The sequence below is a fragment of the Kribbella sp. NPDC000426 genome, assembly GCF_040300265.1.
Lineage (GTDB): Bacteria > Actinomycetota > Actinomycetes > Propionibacteriales > Kribbellaceae > Kribbella.
This window is the reverse complement of record NZ_JBEPDK010000011.1, coordinates 252,621-270,635: the sequence shown is the minus strand read 5'-3', so window position 1 is coordinate 270,635 and position 18,015 is coordinate 252,621. Positions and strand designations below refer to the sequence as shown.

At 70.0% G+C, this 18,015-nt stretch carries 14 protein-coding genes; 3 read left to right on the top strand and 11 right to left on the bottom strand.

Annotation, left to right across the window (positions count from 1 at the left end; genetic code table 11):
- Positions 1–98: 98 nt before the first annotated feature.
- The 9 genes from ABT313_RS42270 to ABT313_RS42230 form a co-directional block, all read right to left on the bottom strand.
- The gene (locus tag ABT313_RS42270) at positions 99–5,453 is read right to left on the bottom strand and encodes an IPT/TIG domain-containing protein (protein ID WP_350866327.1); all 5,355 of its coding nucleotides are present in this window, start codon (positions 5,451–5,453) and stop codon (positions 99–101) included.
- Between the two features lie 141 nt (positions 5,454–5,594).
- Entirely contained in the window at positions 5,595–6,203 is a 609-nt protein-coding gene (locus ABT313_RS42265) for a DedA family protein (protein WP_350866326.1), read from the bottom strand.
- Positions 6,204–6,325: 122 nt separating this feature from the next.
- Positions 6,326–6,994, bottom strand: coding sequence for a CBS domain-containing protein (locus ABT313_RS42260; RefSeq protein ID WP_350866325.1), 669 nt, complete (start codon positions 6,992–6,994; stop codon positions 6,326–6,328).
- Positions 6,994–7,845: a universal stress protein gene (locus ABT313_RS42255; protein WP_350866323.1), complete on the bottom strand. Its 852-nt coding sequence runs from the start codon at positions 7,843–7,845 to the stop codon at positions 6,994–6,996. The genes ABT313_RS42260 and ABT313_RS42255 overlap by 1 nt, the downstream gene beginning before the upstream one ends.
- A 14-nt stretch (positions 7,846–7,859) precedes the next feature.
- Entirely contained in the window at positions 7,860–8,753 is an 894-nt protein-coding gene (locus ABT313_RS42250) for a class I fructose-bisphosphate aldolase (protein ID WP_350866321.1), read from the bottom strand.
- Between the two features lie 79 nt (positions 8,754–8,832).
- Positions 8,833–11,286 (bottom strand): phosphoenolpyruvate synthase, encoded by a 2,454-nt coding sequence (ppsA, locus tag ABT313_RS42245; protein WP_350866319.1) that lies wholly within the window; start codon positions 11,284–11,286, stop codon positions 8,833–8,835.
- A 23-nt stretch (positions 11,287–11,309) separates the two neighbouring features.
- Positions 11,310–12,128 (bottom strand): hypothetical protein, encoded by an 819-nt coding sequence (locus tag ABT313_RS42240; protein ID WP_350866317.1) that lies wholly within the window; start codon positions 12,126–12,128, stop codon positions 11,310–11,312.
- Entirely contained in the window at positions 12,125–13,108 is a 984-nt protein-coding gene (locus tag ABT313_RS42235) for a DUF2157 domain-containing protein (protein WP_350866315.1), read from the bottom strand. The genes ABT313_RS42240 and ABT313_RS42235 overlap by 4 nt, the downstream gene beginning before the upstream one ends.
- A gap of 73 nt (positions 13,109–13,181) precedes the next feature.
- Entirely contained in the window at positions 13,182–14,078 is an 897-nt protein-coding gene (locus ABT313_RS42230; RefSeq protein WP_350866313.1) for a universal stress protein, read from the bottom strand.
- A gap of 254 nt (positions 14,079–14,332) precedes the next feature.
- On the opposite strand from ABT313_RS42230, the gene ABT313_RS42225 reads away from it, so the two are divergent.
- The 3 genes from ABT313_RS42225 to ABT313_RS42215 are packed head-to-tail and all read left to right on the top strand — an operon-like array spanning position 14,333 to position 15,375.
- Positions 14,333–14,623, top strand: coding sequence for a sigma 54 modulation/S30EA ribosomal C-terminal domain-containing protein (locus tag ABT313_RS42225; RefSeq protein WP_350866311.1), 291 nt, complete (start codon positions 14,333–14,335; stop codon positions 14,621–14,623).
- 37 nt (positions 14,624–14,660) lie between these two features.
- A complete protein-coding gene (locus tag ABT313_RS42220; RefSeq protein ID WP_350866310.1) occupies positions 14,661–14,930 on the top strand; it encodes a type II toxin-antitoxin system prevent-host-death family antitoxin in 270 nt (89 codons plus the stop codon).
- Positions 14,920–15,375, top strand: coding sequence for a type II toxin-antitoxin system VapC family toxin (locus ABT313_RS42215; RefSeq protein ID WP_350866309.1), 456 nt, complete (start codon positions 14,920–14,922; stop codon positions 15,373–15,375). The genes ABT313_RS42220 and ABT313_RS42215 overlap by 11 nt, the downstream gene beginning before the upstream one ends.
- A gap of 11 nt (positions 15,376–15,386) precedes the next feature.
- Here ABT313_RS42215 and ABT313_RS42210 read toward each other — a convergent pair whose 3' ends face one another.
- Positions 15,387–17,021, bottom strand: a complete 1,635-nt coding sequence (locus ABT313_RS42210; protein ID WP_350866307.1) for an NAD(P)-binding protein — start codon at positions 17,019–17,021, stop codon at positions 15,387–15,389.
- Positions 17,022–18,011 (bottom strand): thiamine pyrophosphate-dependent enzyme, encoded by a 990-nt coding sequence (locus ABT313_RS42205; RefSeq protein WP_350866305.1) that lies wholly within the window; start codon positions 18,009–18,011, stop codon positions 17,022–17,024. It abuts the gene before it with no gap.
- Positions 18,012–18,015: the final 4 nt, after the last annotated feature.

Below are 18,015 nucleotides of genomic sequence, written 5' to 3'. Positions count from 1 at the left end.
CCATCCACCCTTTCGGCGCTCCGGTGTGACGGCCGGGGCTGGGGCGGGGCGGGCGGGACGGGCGGCCCGCGGGGGGGCCCCCCGGCGCCCCCCACGGCTCACGGCGTCATCTGGTCGGATCCGGCGTCGTAGCGGCGCAGCGATCCGGTCACCGTCGGACGGGGCTGGCCGTCGATGTCCGGGGTGGGCGCCGTCACGGTGTAGCTGAACCCGGTCGTGCCGGTCCCCCACCGGACGATCGTGTTCGCCGCGCCGAGCCCCCGGGCCGAGGACGCCGGCGTTGCGGTGGCGAGGTGGAAGTCGCCCATCAGATCGGGCGGCAACAGCTGCGCCACGACGACCGCCTCCCGGAAGGCCGGGTAGGACCGGACGGCCAGGATGTTCACCGACACCTCGTACGGCGAGACGAATCGCGGATCCGCCGACGAGTTGGTCGGGTCGGGCGCCGTACCCGTGGTGTCCTGCAGCACCGAGTGCGTCGGTGTCAGCAGGGCGTCGGGTACGTCGGCCGCGCCCAGGTCCCAGTTGTTCACGGAGTTCGCCGTACCGTCGGGCAACTGCCCGCCGATGCCGTAGACATATCCGCCCGAGAACGAGCCGGCCCGGTTGTCCCAGAACACGTCGTTCAGCAGCGTCGGCTTGCTGTAGGTCGTCGCTGCCAGCGTCGCCGATCCGGAGAACACCGACGTGTTGCGCAGTCGCGCCTGCAACGGGTCGCTGTTCGCCGCGGTGGACAGACCGGCCGGGGCGGGCTGGCCGTTGCTGGTCACCGCCGACGCGGTGGTCATGTTCTTCGTGACCGTGTTGTTCACGATGTTGACGAACGCCGCGTCGTCGAGAGCGAGACCGCCGCCCTCATGGGCCGAGATGTTGTCGGCGATCGTGTTGTTCGCGATCGCGATGGTCTGCGGGTCGGACCGGGAGATGTGCGATCCGCTGACCTGCAGCAGCCGGATGCCGCCGCCGTCGTCGTTGGCCAGGTTCGCCTGGATCACGTTCGCGTCGATCGTCGCGGGACCCGACCCGGGCGAGAGCGCCGTCGGCGTGGCCGGCAACTCGCCGGCGATCATGACGCCGCCGCCCTCGTCGTACGAGGCGTTGAACCAGATCCGGTTGCCGGTGATCCGGCCGCCGGTGCTGCCGCCCGGGTTCGCCATGTAGCCGAACGCGGTCAGCGCGCCCCCGTACTCCGCGGAGAAGTTCCCGCACAGCGCGTTGTCCTCGATCCGGTAGCCGTCGCTGCCGGTGAACAGCCCGATGCCGCCGGCCAGGTTGGTGCCGCCGTTGTCGCGGATCTGGTTGCGGGCGATGACCGGGTCGTAGTTGCGGTTGTCCCCGACGTACGGCGTACCGATCCGGATGCCACCGCCGTACGAGCCGCCGTTGCCGTGGATCAGGTTGTCGGTCACCTGCAGGCCGCGGACGTTGGAGTGGACGTAGATGCCGCCGCCCTGGGTGACCAGCGCGCCGGCCGCGCCGTACGGCGTGGTCACCGCGCCCGTCAGCACGTTGACGTTGCCGGCGATGTCTGCCTGCGCTCCGCCGGTGATGCTCAGCCCGTCGAGCGTGACCGGCCAGCTGCTCGGCACGAAACCTGCCCGCGCCGGGTCGTCCAGCACGGTCACGACCGCCGAGTCCGGCACCGCCGGGTCGCCGGAGTACTGCAGGCCGGCGAGCCGGTTGATCCAGGCGGTTCCGTTCGGGTTGTCGAGGTTGAAGCCGGACCCGTCGAGGATCGAGCCGGGGACCCACGTCCCGGCCGAGTCGAAGCCGCCGGGGCCGACGCCCTGGATCCGGACCTGGTGGTGCACGATGACGTTCTCGTTGTAGTCGCCGCGCGGGTTGGCGGAGGTTTGGGCGTTCGGCCACACGACCACGAGCCAGTACGGCCGCAGCCGGGTCGGCGTCGCCGCCTCGAGCGCTGCCTGCACGGTCTTGTAGGTCTTGGCCGGACCGACCTCCGCGATCAGCGGGTTGGCCGCGGACAGGCCGGCCAGCAGCGGAACGTTCACGCCCAGCACTTGCAGGGTCAGTCCGTTGACGCTCTGCTTGCCGCTGTGCCCGGTGATCTCGAGTACGGCGGCGCCGGTCGCGAAGCCCACCGGGACGGTGAACGTGATCTTCTTGTCACTCCAACTGGTGACCGTCATCGCAGTACCGTCGAGGGTCACCCGGTCGGGTGCACCGGCAGCCCCGAAACCGAAGCCGGTCACCGTGACCGACCGGTTCGCGTCGCTGCGGCGGATGTACGGGCGGTCCACGGCGAGCAGTTGCGGCACGTTGGAGCCGAGGTCGCAGACCGTCGGGTTCACCGTCGTGGTGTCCGGTGCGAGGACTGTCGCAGCCACCTGGGTGGGCGCCTCGTCGGTCACCGTGTAGAGCCCGGGCCAGGCCTGGAAGTTCGTCGCGATCGTCCGGAATCTCGGGTTGTAGTCGGGATTCAGTGCGCCCGGCTGACCGGGATCGTTGCCCACGAACCGGTACATGTTCGGGCACGGACCGGCGGGAAGCGGACAGTTGTAGGTGCCGGTGGACGGCTCCAGGGCCTCGTACAACCCGTTGAAGTCGGTGTGCACCGTGTCGACGAGCCGGCCGGACCAGTCGTACAGACCGACCGGGACGAACGGCAGACCCTGTGCCTCGCCGTAGTTGACGCTGCGCTTGTCGAGGGTCAGGCCGAGGTCGTTCAGCGTCAGACCCCAGAAGTGCGTCGGGATCGGCACGTCGGTGAACAGGTTGAAGTTCGGCGCGGTCGCCTGCTGCGTCCGCAGGCCGACCAGCTTGTCGCCGCACAGCGGGCGCTCGTAGCCCTGGAACGGGCTGCCGCCGCCGGCGTTGAACGCCTCGTTGGTCACGTCGACCGTGTGCAGCGGTCCGGCGCACGGCGAGATGATGCCGGCCTGCTGTGACGGGGGTTCGGCGGGCGGCGTGGGCGTCGGATCCGGCGGGCCGGCCGGGTCGTTCGCCTGGGCCGGGGTCGCCGGCGGGTAGTTCTCCTGCGGCAGGTAGCTGTCACCGTCGAAGACGTTCACGTCCTCTTCGCTGGTGACCTTGTACATCGGCTTGCCGTCGACCGGGTCGTTCGGGATGTCGACCGAGACGATGTAGTCGCGCGCGGGCAGGTCCTGCTCCTGACCGGCCGGCAACGCGGCATAGAGCGCCAGACCGTCCGGGTTGTGCACGGTGTCCGTCGGCGGGTACAGGTTGATGTTGGACGTGGTGAACCCGTAGTTGCCGTTGACCGTCTGGCCGCCGCCCGCGCTGTCGCTGGCGCCGACGGTGACCCCCATCATCGGTGCCTCGACGCACAACCGGTTCTCCGCCGGGCCGAACGCGGGCAGCGCCTGCTGGTCGGTCAGCGGCTGGCCGTTGTAGGTCCGCGCGGTGCATCCGCGCGGCGGCGCCCACTCCTCGGAGGTGTAGGCCTCCGAAACCTCGGGCCCCTTCACGAAAGCGCCGTACCGCGGGTTGTCGGCCATCCCGCCGTTGCCGTCGGAGACCTGCTTCGGCTCGGTCTCGTATCCCTGGCGGCACAGCTCCGTGGGAGTCGTGTCCGTGCAGGCCTTCGGCAGGTACAGGTGCACCGGGATGCCGGGGATGCCCGGCTGGTAGGGCTCGGTGGCCGCCATCGCCGGGTCGAGCTCGTTGCGGGTGGTGTCGTAGGTGACGGTTCCGACGATGCCGCCGTTGGTGCCCGGATCGTAGGGCTGCACGCCCCAGTCGATCCGGCCGCGCAGGCCGATGATCGGCAGGAAGTTGATGTCGACGAGACTGCCCAGCTGGGTGGTCGGCTTGGTCTCGTTCGCGGCCTGGTACGTGATGCCGGTGGTCTTGTAGCGGGTGTTGAACCCTTCCAGGACCAGCCACTTGCCGAGCGGGTAGGTCTCCCTGATGTCGTAGTTGCCGGCCGAGTCGGTCACCGCGGTGTTCGTGTACTGGTCCATCAGCGAGTTGTCCCGCTCCCGGACGGTCAGACCGAAGCTGGGCACCGCGCGCTCGCCGGTGTCCCGTTTACCGTTGCCATTGGCATCGATGAAGACGGTGCCGGTCACATGGGTGAACCAGCCGACGAGCATCTTGTTGCCGACGTCGGTGACGTCGCCGTTGTGGACCTCGACGTTGAAGCTCCAGAGGATGTAGTCCTGGTCGTCGTCCCACAGCGTGAGCTGGTAGGTGCCGTCCGGCACGTTGGTGATGTCGAAGCTGCCGTCCGCCGCACCGCGACCGACGTACACCGCGGCGTCACCCGCGTCGAGGTCGGACAGCGCGACCCACGGGTACGGGATCGGGCCGTCGGCCTTCGCGCCGGCGAAGCCGGTCTCCGGTACGACCTGCCCGTTCTGCCCGCCGATGTAGGGCAGGCCGGCGATCACGACGCCCTTGACCTCACCCGTCGTACCGGCCGGCGCCGTCAGGGCCTTGGTCCGGACGAAGCCGAACTGTACGGCCGACACGAGTTCGGCGCCGCGGACCTGCTCGGTGTCGTACCCGGTCTCACCTTCCTGCTGCCAGATGTCGTGGTCGTGACCGCCCTCGAGCGTGGTGGTCTGGACCCACTGCCCGGCCTGTGCGGACGGCGGTGTCACGGTGGCTGCGTAGCGGTTCGGGCCGAGGTTCGGGATGACGATCGCGCCGGTCGCGTCGCTCACGCACTGTCCGGTGGAGCGGGCGGTGTCGATGATCGGCCGGTTGTTCGCGTCGAACAGCATCGCACCGGTCCCGTTGGCGTTCGCGTGCTTGTAGACCGTGCACAGCGGATTGCCGTAGTAGTCGGTGCTGACCAGGCCGAGAACGTCGGTGAGACTGGCGGTGAAGCCGGCCAGACCCTGCTCGGCGTCGGCCTCGTAGGTGCCGTCGACCGGGACGTTGTCGTTGAACACCTGCAGCCGCAGCGTTGTCAGCGGCAACGGTGTCGGGTTCATCCGGACCGCGGCGTGGGTCGTCTGGCCGGAGGTGATCGTGAAGTGCTGACCGTCGATCTTGAATCCGTCGGCGGTCACCGAGGTCAGGTACTTCCCGGGCGCGAGGTTGTCGAGCGGCTTGGTGCCGCTCAGGTCCGCCTCGGTGCCCTGGGCAACGATCGGCGCGAACCCGGACGTCGGCCGGGTCGACGGCCACGGACACGTGTCCGCGTAGTTCGGGTCCGACGAGCCGCCGGCCGCGGTGGCCGGCAGACAGCGGTCGATCAGCTGGTTCGTCCGGGTCCCCGGGTCGCCGGTGTCGTCGACGTTGATCAGCCACTTGTAGTGGGCCACCGGATCGTTCTCGTGTACGAATCCGGGTCCAGAGTTGACCGACCGTGCGCTGACCACGTCCAGGGTCAGACTGCCTGGTCCGGCGGCCGCTGCCACGTTCCGGGCCACCTGCCCCGCGGTCATCATCGCCGCGATCAGTCCGAGTCCGACCGTCAACCGCAGCCATCTCCGCGGCACCGATCTCCACTGCTGTGTCACGATCCCTCCCCCACCTAGCGCGTCAGCGCAACAGTGGGGCCGGAGACCGCTCGGCAGGGCCGGATGACAGACCTCTCATCCGATTCTCACCCACGACACCGCCGGCCCGGCGGCTTTCGACACCCGCCCGTCATCCGGCTCTCAGCGAGCGCGCCGCCGGTGCCGGATCACCAGGGCTACAACCGCCGTGCCCACGAAGCCGGCCAGCAGGAGGCCGCTCACCAGGCCCAGCCGTTGCTCGAGGGCCTTGTACGACGCACCGGCCAGGTAGCCGCCGCCGGCCACGAGGACCGCCCAGACCACACCACCGACGACGTTCGCCACAGTGAACCGGATTCGCTGCATTCGGCTCATGCCCGCGATTCCCGGCACCAAGGCCCTGAATGCCGCGGTCCAGCGACCGAGAACCACGGCGACGGCTCCGCGGCGCCGGATGAGCGCCAGGGTCTGCTCGATCCGCTCCGGCCGCCGCAGCCGGCCCGGCAGCCGCTCGAGCAGGCCAGGACCGTACCGTCGCCCGACGACGAATCCCACCTGGTCACCCGCAATCGCGCCGATCGCGGCTGCCACGATCACTGCCCACAGCTGCAAGGCGCCGGCATGCGCGACCACGCCGCCAATGATGACCGCAGTCTCCCCCGGCACCACCAGCCCCAGGAAGGTCGAAGCCTCCAGCGCCGGGAGCAGACAGACAGCAGTCAGTACGAGCCAGGCGGGCAGGCTCGCGAGCCAGTCGAACACTGCGTTCATCCGTCGCCCCCTCCGTGCGTGCACCCGGGCGGGCAGTTGTCGTTGCCTGAAGCAAGGGGGTGGGCGAGCTGCCGCTCCAGCTCGCCCACCCCCGGTCGTTGCCGCGTCGCGTCGGTCGCTGCTCAGTAGAACGTTGCGCCGGTGGCGCGGGTGGTGTCGTCGAAGCGCCAGGTCAGTTCGTTCTGGACTCCGACGACGCCGTCGACGCCGGCGATCAGGTTCTCGGCGAACGAGACCGTACTCCGCTTGTCCACCTGGCCGGTCAGCGTCACGACGCCCTCGAGGACCGTGACCTGTACGGCGAACGGGTCGTCCCACAGGTGCCGGTCGACGACGTCCCGCCGTACCCGGGCGAGGATCTCCTTGTCGGGTACCAGGAACGCGCGGAGCAGATCGGACCGCGTCACGATGCCGGCGATCTCGTCGCCGTCCATCACGACCAGCCGGGTGATCTCCCGGGCCGCCATCAGCCGCGCGGCCTCGTCGAGCGTGCAACCGCCCTCGACGGTCACCGCCGGACTTGTCATCAGCAGGTGCGCGGTCAGCGCGTCCGCCTTGGCCCGCGTCTTGCGGTGCCGCCAGGGCCGGCGCGTGGTCCGCTGGTACTGCTCCTTGCGGAGCAGGTCCGTCTCGGAGACGACACCGGCGACCCCGCGAGAGACCCCGCGAACCGGCACAGCGCTGATGTGGTGCTCGGCCAGCACGGCCGCGACCGCCTTGAAGGGGGTGTCCTCGGCGACCGTGACGACGTCCTTGGTCATCACGTCCGCGACAGTCAGCAGGTGACTCATCATGACTCCTTGTGCCGGCGGACGATCGCAACGGGCGAGTCCGCGTGATGGAGAAGACTCTGGCTGACCGACCCCAGCAGCAGTCCGGCGACGCCGCCGCGCCCGCGGGATCCGACGACGACGAGCGACGCCGTCTCCGACAACGCGATCAGCCGTGTGCTCGCCCGGCCCTCGAGGATCGACGCCCGGACCTGCACTGACGGGTACTTGTCCCGGTACGGCTCGAGGCTCTCGGCCAGCCAGTCCGTCAGCAGCTGGTGAGTGCTCTCGATCGCCTCGTGGTGGTCGGACTGCGGCTGCCAGCAATGCACGACTTCGAGCTTCTCACCGGTCCCGGCTGCCTCCTCGAACGCGAACGCCACCGCCTCCTCGGAGTCCAGGGACCCGTCGGTGCCGACGACGACCGGTCCGGTACGGCGTTCGCCCCGGACGACGACCACGGGGCACGGCGCCTTCGACGCCACCGACGTCGCCACCGATCCGAGGACCGCCGCGGACATCTTGTTGCGCGACCGCGTTCCGACGACCACCAGCTCGGCGTTGCCCGCCTCGATCAGGAGCGCGGTGGCCGGGTCCGAGTTCGCCAGCCAGCCGGAGCCGCCGTCGTACCCGAGCCGGTCGCGCGCGTACCGCACCGCGTCGTCGAGCCCGGTCTGGAACTTGTCCAGCGGCATCGGCGGCGGAACGTAGCCCTCGACCCCGAGCGCCGGCCAGCGGCTGGCTTCGTCGAGGTAGGCGCGGATCACCCGGACCGGCGCACCGCGTCCGCCGGCCGCCTCCACAGCCCAGTGCAGCGCCAACAGGCTCTCCGGCGTGTCGTCCACGCCGACGAGCACGTACTTCTGCTTCATCGCTTGGTTTCCTTTCACGAACTCGGGTACTGGACGAGGATTTCCTTCAGCCCGTCGACGAAGCCCAGCGACTCGTCGTACCCGCGCTGCCAGACATTGCGGCCGAAGATCAGCCCGAGACCGCCGGCACCCATCGCCTGCTCGGCCTTGCGGAACATCGCGTCGTCACCGGCCCGCTCGCCGCCGGAGACCAGCACCAGCGTGCGGTTCGCGGACCGAACCACGCCGTCGATCGCCTGCTGCGGCGAGAAGATCTCCTCGTACGGCGGCTTCACGTGGTCGCGCTTGTCCGGGTGCGGGAAGTTCACCTTGACCACGTCCGCGCCCAGCTCGCAGGCCACCCGGGCCGCGTAGTCGACGGCGTAGAACGAGTCCTTGCCGCCCTTCGCCTCGATCGCCTCGCCGCGCGGGTACGCCCACACGACCAGCGGCATCCCGAACCGCGCCGCGTCGGCGCGGATCGTCCGGTACTGCGCGAAATCCGTCTCCTGCGCGGGCGATCCGACGTACAGCGTGTAGCCGACCGCGTCGGCGCCCAGCCGCACCGCGTCCTCGACACTCGCGTGCACCGGCGACAGCGCGGCCGCGTCCGGCGGGATGTCGGTCTTGCCGTTCAGTTTGAGGATCAGCGGGATCTGACCGGCGTAGTCCCAGAAGAACTTCTCCGCCAGTCCGATCTGGATCGCGATGCCGTTGAACTCCCCGGCGATCGCGAGCTTCATGATGTACGCCGGGTCCGACGCCTGCGGGTTCGCGAAGAAGTCCCGCGGCCCGTGCTCGAGGCCCTGGTCGTACGGCAGGAACAACGCCGTGCCGTTCCGCAGGCCGTGGTCGAACAGGATCCGGCGCAGCCGTGCCTTCTTGCCGGCGCTCAGGCCGAGCTCGTCCAAGGGCGGCCGGGTCTGCATGATGGTCACCTCCACTTGTTCGAAGGGCCCGGCGACCGTGGTCCCCGGGCCCATTTTCACTCTCGTCCTGCCGGCGTCCTCACGGCAGAGGCGACCGGCCCGGTTCCGCCAGGACCTTGGACCGCCGGTCCGCCGCGGCTGTGTCACCCGGGAACCTCGCCGTCGCGGGCACGAAACCGTTCGAGCGCTCGGCCTCGGCGACGTTGGTCTTCACGGCCAGGAAGCTGTCCGGCGTGACCGAGATCGAGTCGATCCCGCTGTGCACCAGGAAGGACGCGAAGCTGGGGTCGTCGCTCGGGCGCTGCCCGCACAACCCGACCTTCCGGCCGAACCGGTGGGCGATCCGGATCAGGTGCTCGATGCTCCGCGACACCGCCGGATCACGCTCGTTGAACAGCGACGCCAGCGTGTCCGAGTCGCGGTCGACCCCGAGCGTCAGCTGGGTCAGGTCGTTGCTGCCGATCGAGAACCCGTCGAACCGGTCGGCGAACTCGTCCGCCAGGATGATGTTCGCCGGGATCTCGGCCATCACGTAGACCTGCAGACCGTTCGCGCCGCGCGTGAGGCCCTCGCCCTCCATCACGGTCAGGACCCGCTGCGCCTCGCCGATCGTCCGGCAGAACGGGATCATCACGACCACGTTCGTCAGCCCGATCTCGTCGCGGACCTTGCGCAGCGCCCGGCACTCGAGCGCGAAGCCCTCCTGGTAACCGCGGCTGTAGTACCGGCTCGCTCCGCGCCAGCCGATCATCGGGTTCTCCTCGATCGGTTCGAACCGCCGCCCGCCGATCAGCCGCGCGTACTCGTTGGTCTTGAAGTCGCTCATCCGCACGATCACCGGGTCGGGCCAGCGGGCCGCCGCGATCCGCGCGATGCCCTGGGCGAGCCGGTCGATCAGGTACGCCTCCCGGTCGACGGCGCCGCCGGTGGCGGCATCCACCGCGCGTTGCTCGTCGGCGTCGAGCGCGTCGTAGTGGATCAGGGCCATCGGATGCACCTTGATGTGGTTGCTGACCACGAACTCGATCCGGACGAGCCCGACGCCGTCCGCGGGCAACCGCCACCACCGGAACGCCGCGGCGGGATCGGCGAGGTTGAGCATCACCTTGGTCCTGGTCTCCGGCAGGCTGCCGAGGTCCAGGTCGGTCACGTCGTACTCGAGCCGGCCGTCGTAGACGACGCCGCGCTCGCCCTGTGCGCAGGACACCGTGATGTGCCGGCCGTCGTGCAGGTCGCTGGTCGCCGTCGCGGTGCCGACGATGGCCGGCACGCCCAGCTCGCGGCTGACGATCGCCGCGTGCGAGGTCCGGCCGCCGTGGTCGGTAACGATCGCGGCCGCCCGGCGCATGATCGGCTCCCAGTCCGGGTCGGTGATCCGGGTGACCAGGATCGCACCGTCGACGAACCGGTCGATGTCCGCCGGCGAGTCGAGCAGGCAGACGTTGCCGTCGGCAATCGCCTCGCCGACCGCCAGGCCGGTGACGAGCTCGCGGCCGGTCTCCTTCAGCCGGTAGGACCGCAGCGACGCGGCCTCCCGCCGGGTCTGCACGGTCTCCGGACGCGCCTGCACCAGGAACAGCTCGCCGGTCAGGCCGTCCTTGGCCCACTCGATGTCCATCGGCCGTCCGTAGTGGCTCTCCACCGCGAGCCCCCACCGGGCCAGCTGCAGTACGTCGTCGTCGTCGAGCGCGAACCGGCTGCGTTCGTCGGCGCTGGTCGTGACCGTCTTCGTGCCACCGGACTCCCGGTACACGATCTTGATCTCCTTGGCGCCGAGACGGCGGGACAGGATCGGGCGCAGGTTGTCCCACAGGATCCGCGGTTTGAAGACCTGGTACTCGTCGGGGTCGACCTGGCCGCTGACCACGGCCTCCCCGAGACCCCACGCCGCGCTGATCTGCACGACGCCGGGGAATCCGCTGTCGCTGTCCAGCGTGAACATCACGCCGGAGCTGCCGAGGTCCGAGCGCACCATCCGCTGGACGCCGATCGACAGCGCGACCGCCGAGTGGTCGAAACCGCGCTCTTCGCGGTAGCTGATCGCCCGGTCGGTGAACAGCGAGGCGTAGCACCGCTTGCAGGCCTCGACGAGCTCCGCGAAGCTCCGCACGTTCAGGAAGGTCTCCTGCTGCCCCGCGAAACTCGCGTCCGGCAGGTCCTCGGCGGTCGCGCTGCTGCGCACCGCAACCTCCGTCCCGTCCCCGCCGAGTTGCTCGTACGCCGTACCGAGGTCGGCCACCAGCTCCGGCGGGAGCTTGGTATCGGCGAAGGCGCTGCGGATCACCGCTCCGACCGACGCCAGCGGCGCCTTGCCCCGGTAGCGGCGGATCTGCCGGTCGATGACCGGCCCCAGCCCGCCCGCCTCGACGTACTCCCGGTACGCCGCCGCGGTCGTCGCGAATCCCTCCGGCACCTTGATGCCTTGAGCACCCAGCTCCCGCACCATGACTCCGAGCGAAGCGTTCTTCCCGCCGACGGAGGCCAGATCGGTGCCGGCCTCGTCCGTCAGCCAGACTGTCCTGGGCTGATCCATGTCACTTCTCCTCATCTTGTCTTTCAGTCGGTGCTGCTGATCGCCGTCACCGCGAACGCCTCGACACCCTGGTAGTGGCCGCCCGTCGAAGCGACGACCACCACTGCGGGATCGGTCGCGCCGCGGAACGCGACCTGCGCGGTCCACGGCTGGTTCTGCCCGCCTGCGGCCACACAGCACGAGGTGCCGAGACGATCGGCCGCGGACGCCTGCCGTACGTCGACCCGGATCGCCTCGTCGACGCCGGTGATCCGTCCGCCGACGGTGAGCGGCGACCGCACCGCGGCGCCGTACCGCGGCTGGGTCAGGGTCAGGCTGGTGTCGCGGGTGCCGACGACCTCCCAGGGCGCATCGGTCCCCTGGCCGAACCTGGCGAGGTGGATGACCGCGGCAACCGACGGCGGGTTGTTGTCGGCGCGGTAGCCGACGGAGACGAGTGCCTCGTCACCCCGCACGGACCGCGACACCACAAGGTTGATCTCGTCGAACCGCAAGAAGCCGGTGGTGAACGAAAGGGCGGTCTGTCCCGCGTCGAGGTGCCACGGCTGCTTGCCGCCGGAGCGATAGGCCTGCTGCCAGGCCGCCACAGCGTCCTCGGAGGTGAACGGCCACAACGGCTGGTAGCGGAACGTCCGCCGTACCGGAGCGCTGGTGGACGGGCTCGGCGTGGCTGTGGCTGTCACCGTCGGACCCGGCTGCGTCACAGTCGCACCGGGCGCCGGAGAGCCCCCGGACGATCCGCCCGAATCGTTGACCATCACCACGGCCAGCGCGACGATCGCCAAACAGGCAATCGCAATCGCCCACCGCGCACGGATGTCCCGTACCGCTCGATCGCTCATGGCTTCCTCCTGGCTGTTGCTGTGTAGACCGCGGACGCGACCAGCAGTCCGCCCACCACGAGCAGCACCAGTGGGGCTGCCAGGTCTCCGGGGAACCAGTGGGTGACCACGGCCGGCAGGATGTTCAGTGCGCCGACGGCGCCGACCGCGAGCAGCAGCAGGTCGCGGACGAGCACTGCGACGACCACGATCGCGACGACGGTGCAGAGTGCGAGGACCAGGCCGGCATCGGCGGGCATGGTCATCACAGCACCGACCAGAGCCGCGCAGGCGGCGAGGGCCAGCACCGGCCGTCGCGGTGGCAAAGTCCCACGCAGTCCGAGCACGAACCAGGCGACGCCGATCCCCCAGACCGCCAGGCCCGGAAGACGCGGCTCATCGGTGAATTCCGCGACGGCCGCAGCGCCGGCGACCATCGACGCGACGAAGAACACCACCTGCTGCGGAAGCGCGCGCAGTCGCCACCAGAGTGCGGCCGCCAACGCAGTCACGGCGGAAGCAGCCACCAGCGTGGCTGCCTCGCCGTCCAGGTGCAGGACGCGGTCGGCGAACAGCGCGAAAAATGCGGCGGCGGCTGCGCTCGACAGCACCCAAAGAACCGAACGCAGCCGGTACGAAGCCGGACCACGCGAGACCGGAACCACGAGTCCGGCCACCAGCAGTGCAGCCGTGGCTCCGCCGAGGAGACCGAGCTGGCCGCCGTCCCCCAGCGCCTGCCAGTGCCGCGCAACGAGCAGGCCGACGGCGACCAGAATGATCACACCGCCGAGGTAGGCCAGCGCTTCGGTGACCAGCGACGCCACCTGGCGAGGGTTCCGCGAACGGCGGGCCTCAACGGGCAAAGGACCCGCCGGCAGGCGCGCGGCGTGGTCGAGCTCGGCGCGCATCCGGGCGGCCTGTTCAGCCGTGATCAGACCCTCGCCCAGCCAGTGGTCGATCAGCTCCGGCACTGGCGATCGGTCGTCGGTCGATGCCCTCATATATCCACCGTCTGCCGCGCACGAACGGTTGAGCAGGGCCGAACGTCCTGTGCTTGCTGGGCCGACGCCCACCTCAGCGGACCACGGCCACCGGGCAGCTCGCATGGTGGAGTACGGCCCGGCTGACCGAGCCGAGCAGGAGGCTGCGGATCCGTCCGCGGCCGCGGGATCCGACGACCAGCAGGTCGGCATCGCGGGACTCGGCCGCGAGGACCTTCGCCGCCGGACCGCGGACGAGCTTCTCGACGAGCTTGACGTCCGGGTGGTCGACGGCCTGACCAGCCACCGCTTCACTCAGGTCGGCGGCGCTCTCCTCCTCGAGCGCGTCGAGGTCGTGGACCGGGAACAGCATGTCGCCGGGCCCAGTGCTCTGCGGCTCGTTCCACGCCAGTACGGCGGTGACGGAGGCATCCGTCTGCTCGGCGAACCCGACGGCGAACGCGATCGCGTTCCGGCTCTCCGCCGACCCGTCGACACCGACCACCACCTGGCCCCGCCGGTCCGGGCGCGGCCGCCAGTCTGCCGGTACGACGACCACCGGCGCCGCTGCGTGGGTGGCGACGTGTGCCATCACCGATCCTTCGGCGAGATCGCGGACCTCGCCCAGCCCTCGCGACCCGAGCACGAGCAACGAGCCGCTGCCGGCTTCACGCAACAGCCCGGGCCCCGGATCGCCGATGAGCACCTCGGCCTCGATCTCCGCGCCGGGATACTCGGCGCCGAGGTCCCGGCACGACTTGTCCAGCAGCCGCCAGGCGCCTCGGCGGAGCGTGTCCACGCCATGGGAGACCGAGGTGCCGCCGCTGCTGCGGGCCACCGGCCACGGCAGCACATGCACCATCCGCAGCCGCCGCCCGAGCCGGTACGCCGTACTCACGGCCCACCGCGCGGCCGCCTCGCTCGCCGGTGACCCGTCGTACCCGACGACGATCGGCAGTCCGCCCGCCCGTACCTCGCCGGGGTTGTTCACGGGGAGCTCCTCTCGCCGGCGGTCAGCCGCTCCCGACGATCCTCGACGCCGCGAGCCGGCCGGCGGCAGGGACCAAAGGCCCTGATTCAGGGCCCAACGGACCTGCACCGGGGAGCGGGACGGCTGCCAGCCTGAAGCAGTGGAGCACAACCGGGGGGAATGATGAGCACGGAACAGCGTGAAGTGCCGGTGCTGCGCGCGGTCGGCGCGATCCGGGTCAGTACGACGGGGATCCTGCCGAGGATGCCGCGGCTGTGATCAGCGAGCGCTACCGGATCGTCCAGTCCCGGCCGAACCCGATCGGCCTCGAGGTCGCCTCGCCGCCGATCGTGCTCGCCGCCGCCGAACGACTCAGTGTCGCGGCGGCGATCGCGCACCTCGACCTCACCGGCGCACCGGTGGCGATCTTCACCAACAAGGTCACCGGCCGCCTCCATGCCCTCTACGCCCGCTACGACGGCCATTACGGCCTCATGGCGCCGCCGGAGCCGTCCGGTGAGCTGATAGGACCTGATGATCGCCGCCGGACCGGCTGTGCCACCTAGTGGCACATTGTGCTACTCGACCGCTATCCTCGGCGTTATGACCGGACAGCCCGAGATCACCCAGCGGGATCTTCGCACCAGGTCCAAAGAGATCATGGACGCCGTTCAGAGCGGACAGTCCTTCACGGTCACGCGCGACGGGCACCGGATCGGCGAGCTCGTTCCGCTGCGGCGTCGACGGCGCTTCGTTCCACGCGCCGAGTTTGCCGCCATGTCCCGGACGGCGCCCGACATCTCAGTCGAGGCCTTCCGCGCGGACCAGGACGCCACGTCCGAGCAGCACCAGGACGACCCTTATGCCCACTGAACACCAGCAGGGTCTGCTGGACACCAACATCATGATCCTGCGCAAGTGGGTCGACCCCGCTGAGCTCCCCGGCGAGATCGCGATCAGTGCCATCACGCTCGCCGAGCTCTCCGCGGGCCCCCACGAGGTCCGCGGGAACGACGAACAGGACGACTACGACGAGTACGCCGAGCGTGCCCGGCGGATGGACGTCCTCCAACGTGCCGAGAACGAGTTCGACCCCATCCCCTTCGACGCGGACGCGGCCCGCATCTACGGCCGGGTCTGCGCCGCGGTTGTCAGCGCCGGCCGCAAACCTCGGCGTCGAGTCGCCGACCTGATGATCGCCGCGATCGCAATCGCCGAGAACCTCCCCCTCTTCACCACGAATCCGGACGATTTCACGGGCCTCGACGGACTGCTCACCGTCGTCCCGGTCACCAGACCGAAAACACTCGACCGGTAATCCCGCAAACGTCAGGAGCGTTCGCGGAACATTGTGATCGCGCCGCTCGGGCATTCGGCTGCGCACAGGCCGCAGCCCTTGCAGAAGTCGAGGTCGATCTCGTAGCCGTTGCCGGGGCCGAGCTTGATGATCGCGTTGTCCGGGCAGACGCCGAAGCAGTTGTCGCACTCCAGGCAGTTCCCGCACGACATGCACCGGCGGGCCTCGAACAGGGCGGTCTCCGCGGTCAGCCCACCGGTCACTTCGTCGAAGGTCGTGATCCGGCGCGCGACGTCCAGCTGCGGACGGAGGGTGGCCGGCGCGTCCGAGTAGTACCAGGTGTTCAGACGGTCGTAGGTCGCCATCTCGGGGCGCTCCGGGTGCACATAGCCGCTTCCACGCAGCCATGCATCGATGTTCCGCGCTGCCTGCTTGCCATGGCCCACGGCGACAGTGACGGTCCGGTCTCCCGGCACCATGTCTCCGCCCGCGAACAGACCGGGCTTGCCGGTCATCATCGCGGCGTCCACCTCGACCACCCCGTCGGTCACACTGACGTCGGGAAGGTCCCGGACCAGCGCCAGGTCGGCCTGCTGCCCCAGCGCGAGCACGACCGAGTCCGCGTCGAGCTCCTCGAACTCACCGGTCGGCTGGGGGAACCCGGTCTCGTCCAGCCGCATCTTCTCGATCCGCACGCGGTCGGCCCCGGCGTACACGATCGTCGACAGCCACCGCATCCGGACGCCTTCCTCGAGTGCCTCGTCGACCTCGATGTCGTGCGCCGGCATCCGTTCCCGGGTACGCCGGTAGACCACGATCGCGTCCGAGGCACCGAGCCGGCGAGCCGTCCGGGCGACGTCCATCGCGGTGTTGCCGCCGCCGTACACAGCCACGCGGCGGCCGAGGAGCGGCTGCTCGCCCTTCTCCAGCCCGGCGAGCATCGAGACCGCGTCGACGATGCGCGCAGAGTCGCCGGCCGGGATGTCCGCCCGTCGCCCCACATGCGCGCCGACGGCCAGGAACACGGCGTCGAAGTCCTCCAGCGCACCGCTCAGATCGGTCACCTTGGAGCCGAGCTCCAATCGGACGCCCAGGTCGGCGATCCGCTGGATCTCCGCGTCCACGACGTCGCGCGGCAGCCGGTACGACGGGATGCCGTAGCGCATCATGCCCCCGGCCTGCGGGGAGTCGTCCCGGACCGTGACCTCGTGACCGAGCCGCGCGAGGTGGTACGCCGCGGACAGCCCGGACGGACCCGCGCCCACGATCAGCACCTGCTTCCCGCTGGGCGCGGCCTCGACCGATATCGACCAGCCCTGCTTGATCGCCTCGTCGCCGAGGAACCGTTCGACCGAGTTGATACCCACGGGTTCGTCCAGGGTCGCCCGGTTGCAGGCGGTCTCGCACGGCCGGTAGCAGACCCGGCCCATGATCGCCGGGAACGGATTGTCGACCATGATCTGCCGCCACGCGGCCTCGTAGTCGCCTTCCTCGGCGTGCGACAGCCACTCCTGCACGTTCTCGCCGGCCGGGCAGGCGTCGTTGCACGGCGGCATCCGGTCGAAGTACACCGGCCGCTCGGTGCGCCAGGATCCGGTCTTGTTCGCCAGACTGGACCCGACGTCGAGGGTGATCGCGTACGGATGGTGCTTGTTTGCCTCGGGCATCTAACTCACCTCGTCGGGTTCGGTCAGGCCGAAGGTGCGGATGGTACGGTCCGCCTCCGCCTGGATCCGGCTGATCACGTCGTCGCGCGGGGTGTCGCCGAACAGTTGCGCAAAGCGTCCTTGTGGTCGCAGGTAGTCCACGACCGGGCGCACCCGGCGGATCCGGGACACGTCGGTCACCTCGCCGTCGAGCGCCTCGAAGACCGGGAAGATGCCGGTCTCGGTGGCCAGCCTCGCGATCCGGATGGTCTCGTCGGAGGCGGTTCGCCAGCCCAGTGGGCACGGCACCAGCACATGCAGGTACCGCGCGCCGTGGTAGTCCATCGCCTTGGTCACCTTGTACTCGAGGTCGCGCAGATCCGCCACGGTCGCGGTCGCGACGTACGGGATCCGGTGCGCCATCGCGATCAGCGGCAGGCTCTTGCCCTGGCCGAAGGAGTTCACGGCCGGCGTCGTGGTCGTCACCGCGCCGTGCGGGGTCGCGCCGGACCGCTGGACGCCGGTGTTCATGTAGCCGCCGTTGTCGTAGCAGATGTACAGCACGTCGTCGTTGCGTTCGAACATCCCGGACAGACACGCCAGGCCGATGTCGACGGTGCCGCCGTCGCCGCCCTGCCCGATCACCCGGACGTCGGTCCGCCCCTTCGCCTTCATCGCCGCAGCCACACCGGTCGCGACGGCCGGCGCATTGCCGAACAGCGAGTGCAGCCAGGCGACCCGCCACGAGGACTCCGGGTACGGCGTCGAGAAGACCTCCAGACACCCGGTCGCGTTCACCGTCACCGCACGGCCTTCGGCGGCGCGCATCACCGCGTCGAGCACGTACCGCGCACCGAGCGCCTCGCCGCATCCCTGACAGGCCCGATGGCCGGTGGTCAGCGAGTTCGTCCGCGCCGGGTCGGCCTGTACCGACTGCTGGTCAGGGTCCAGCAGCCGGTTCCCCACCGCGAAGCTGCCGGTCTGGTAGAACTTGATCCGTTGCACAGGCATGGTG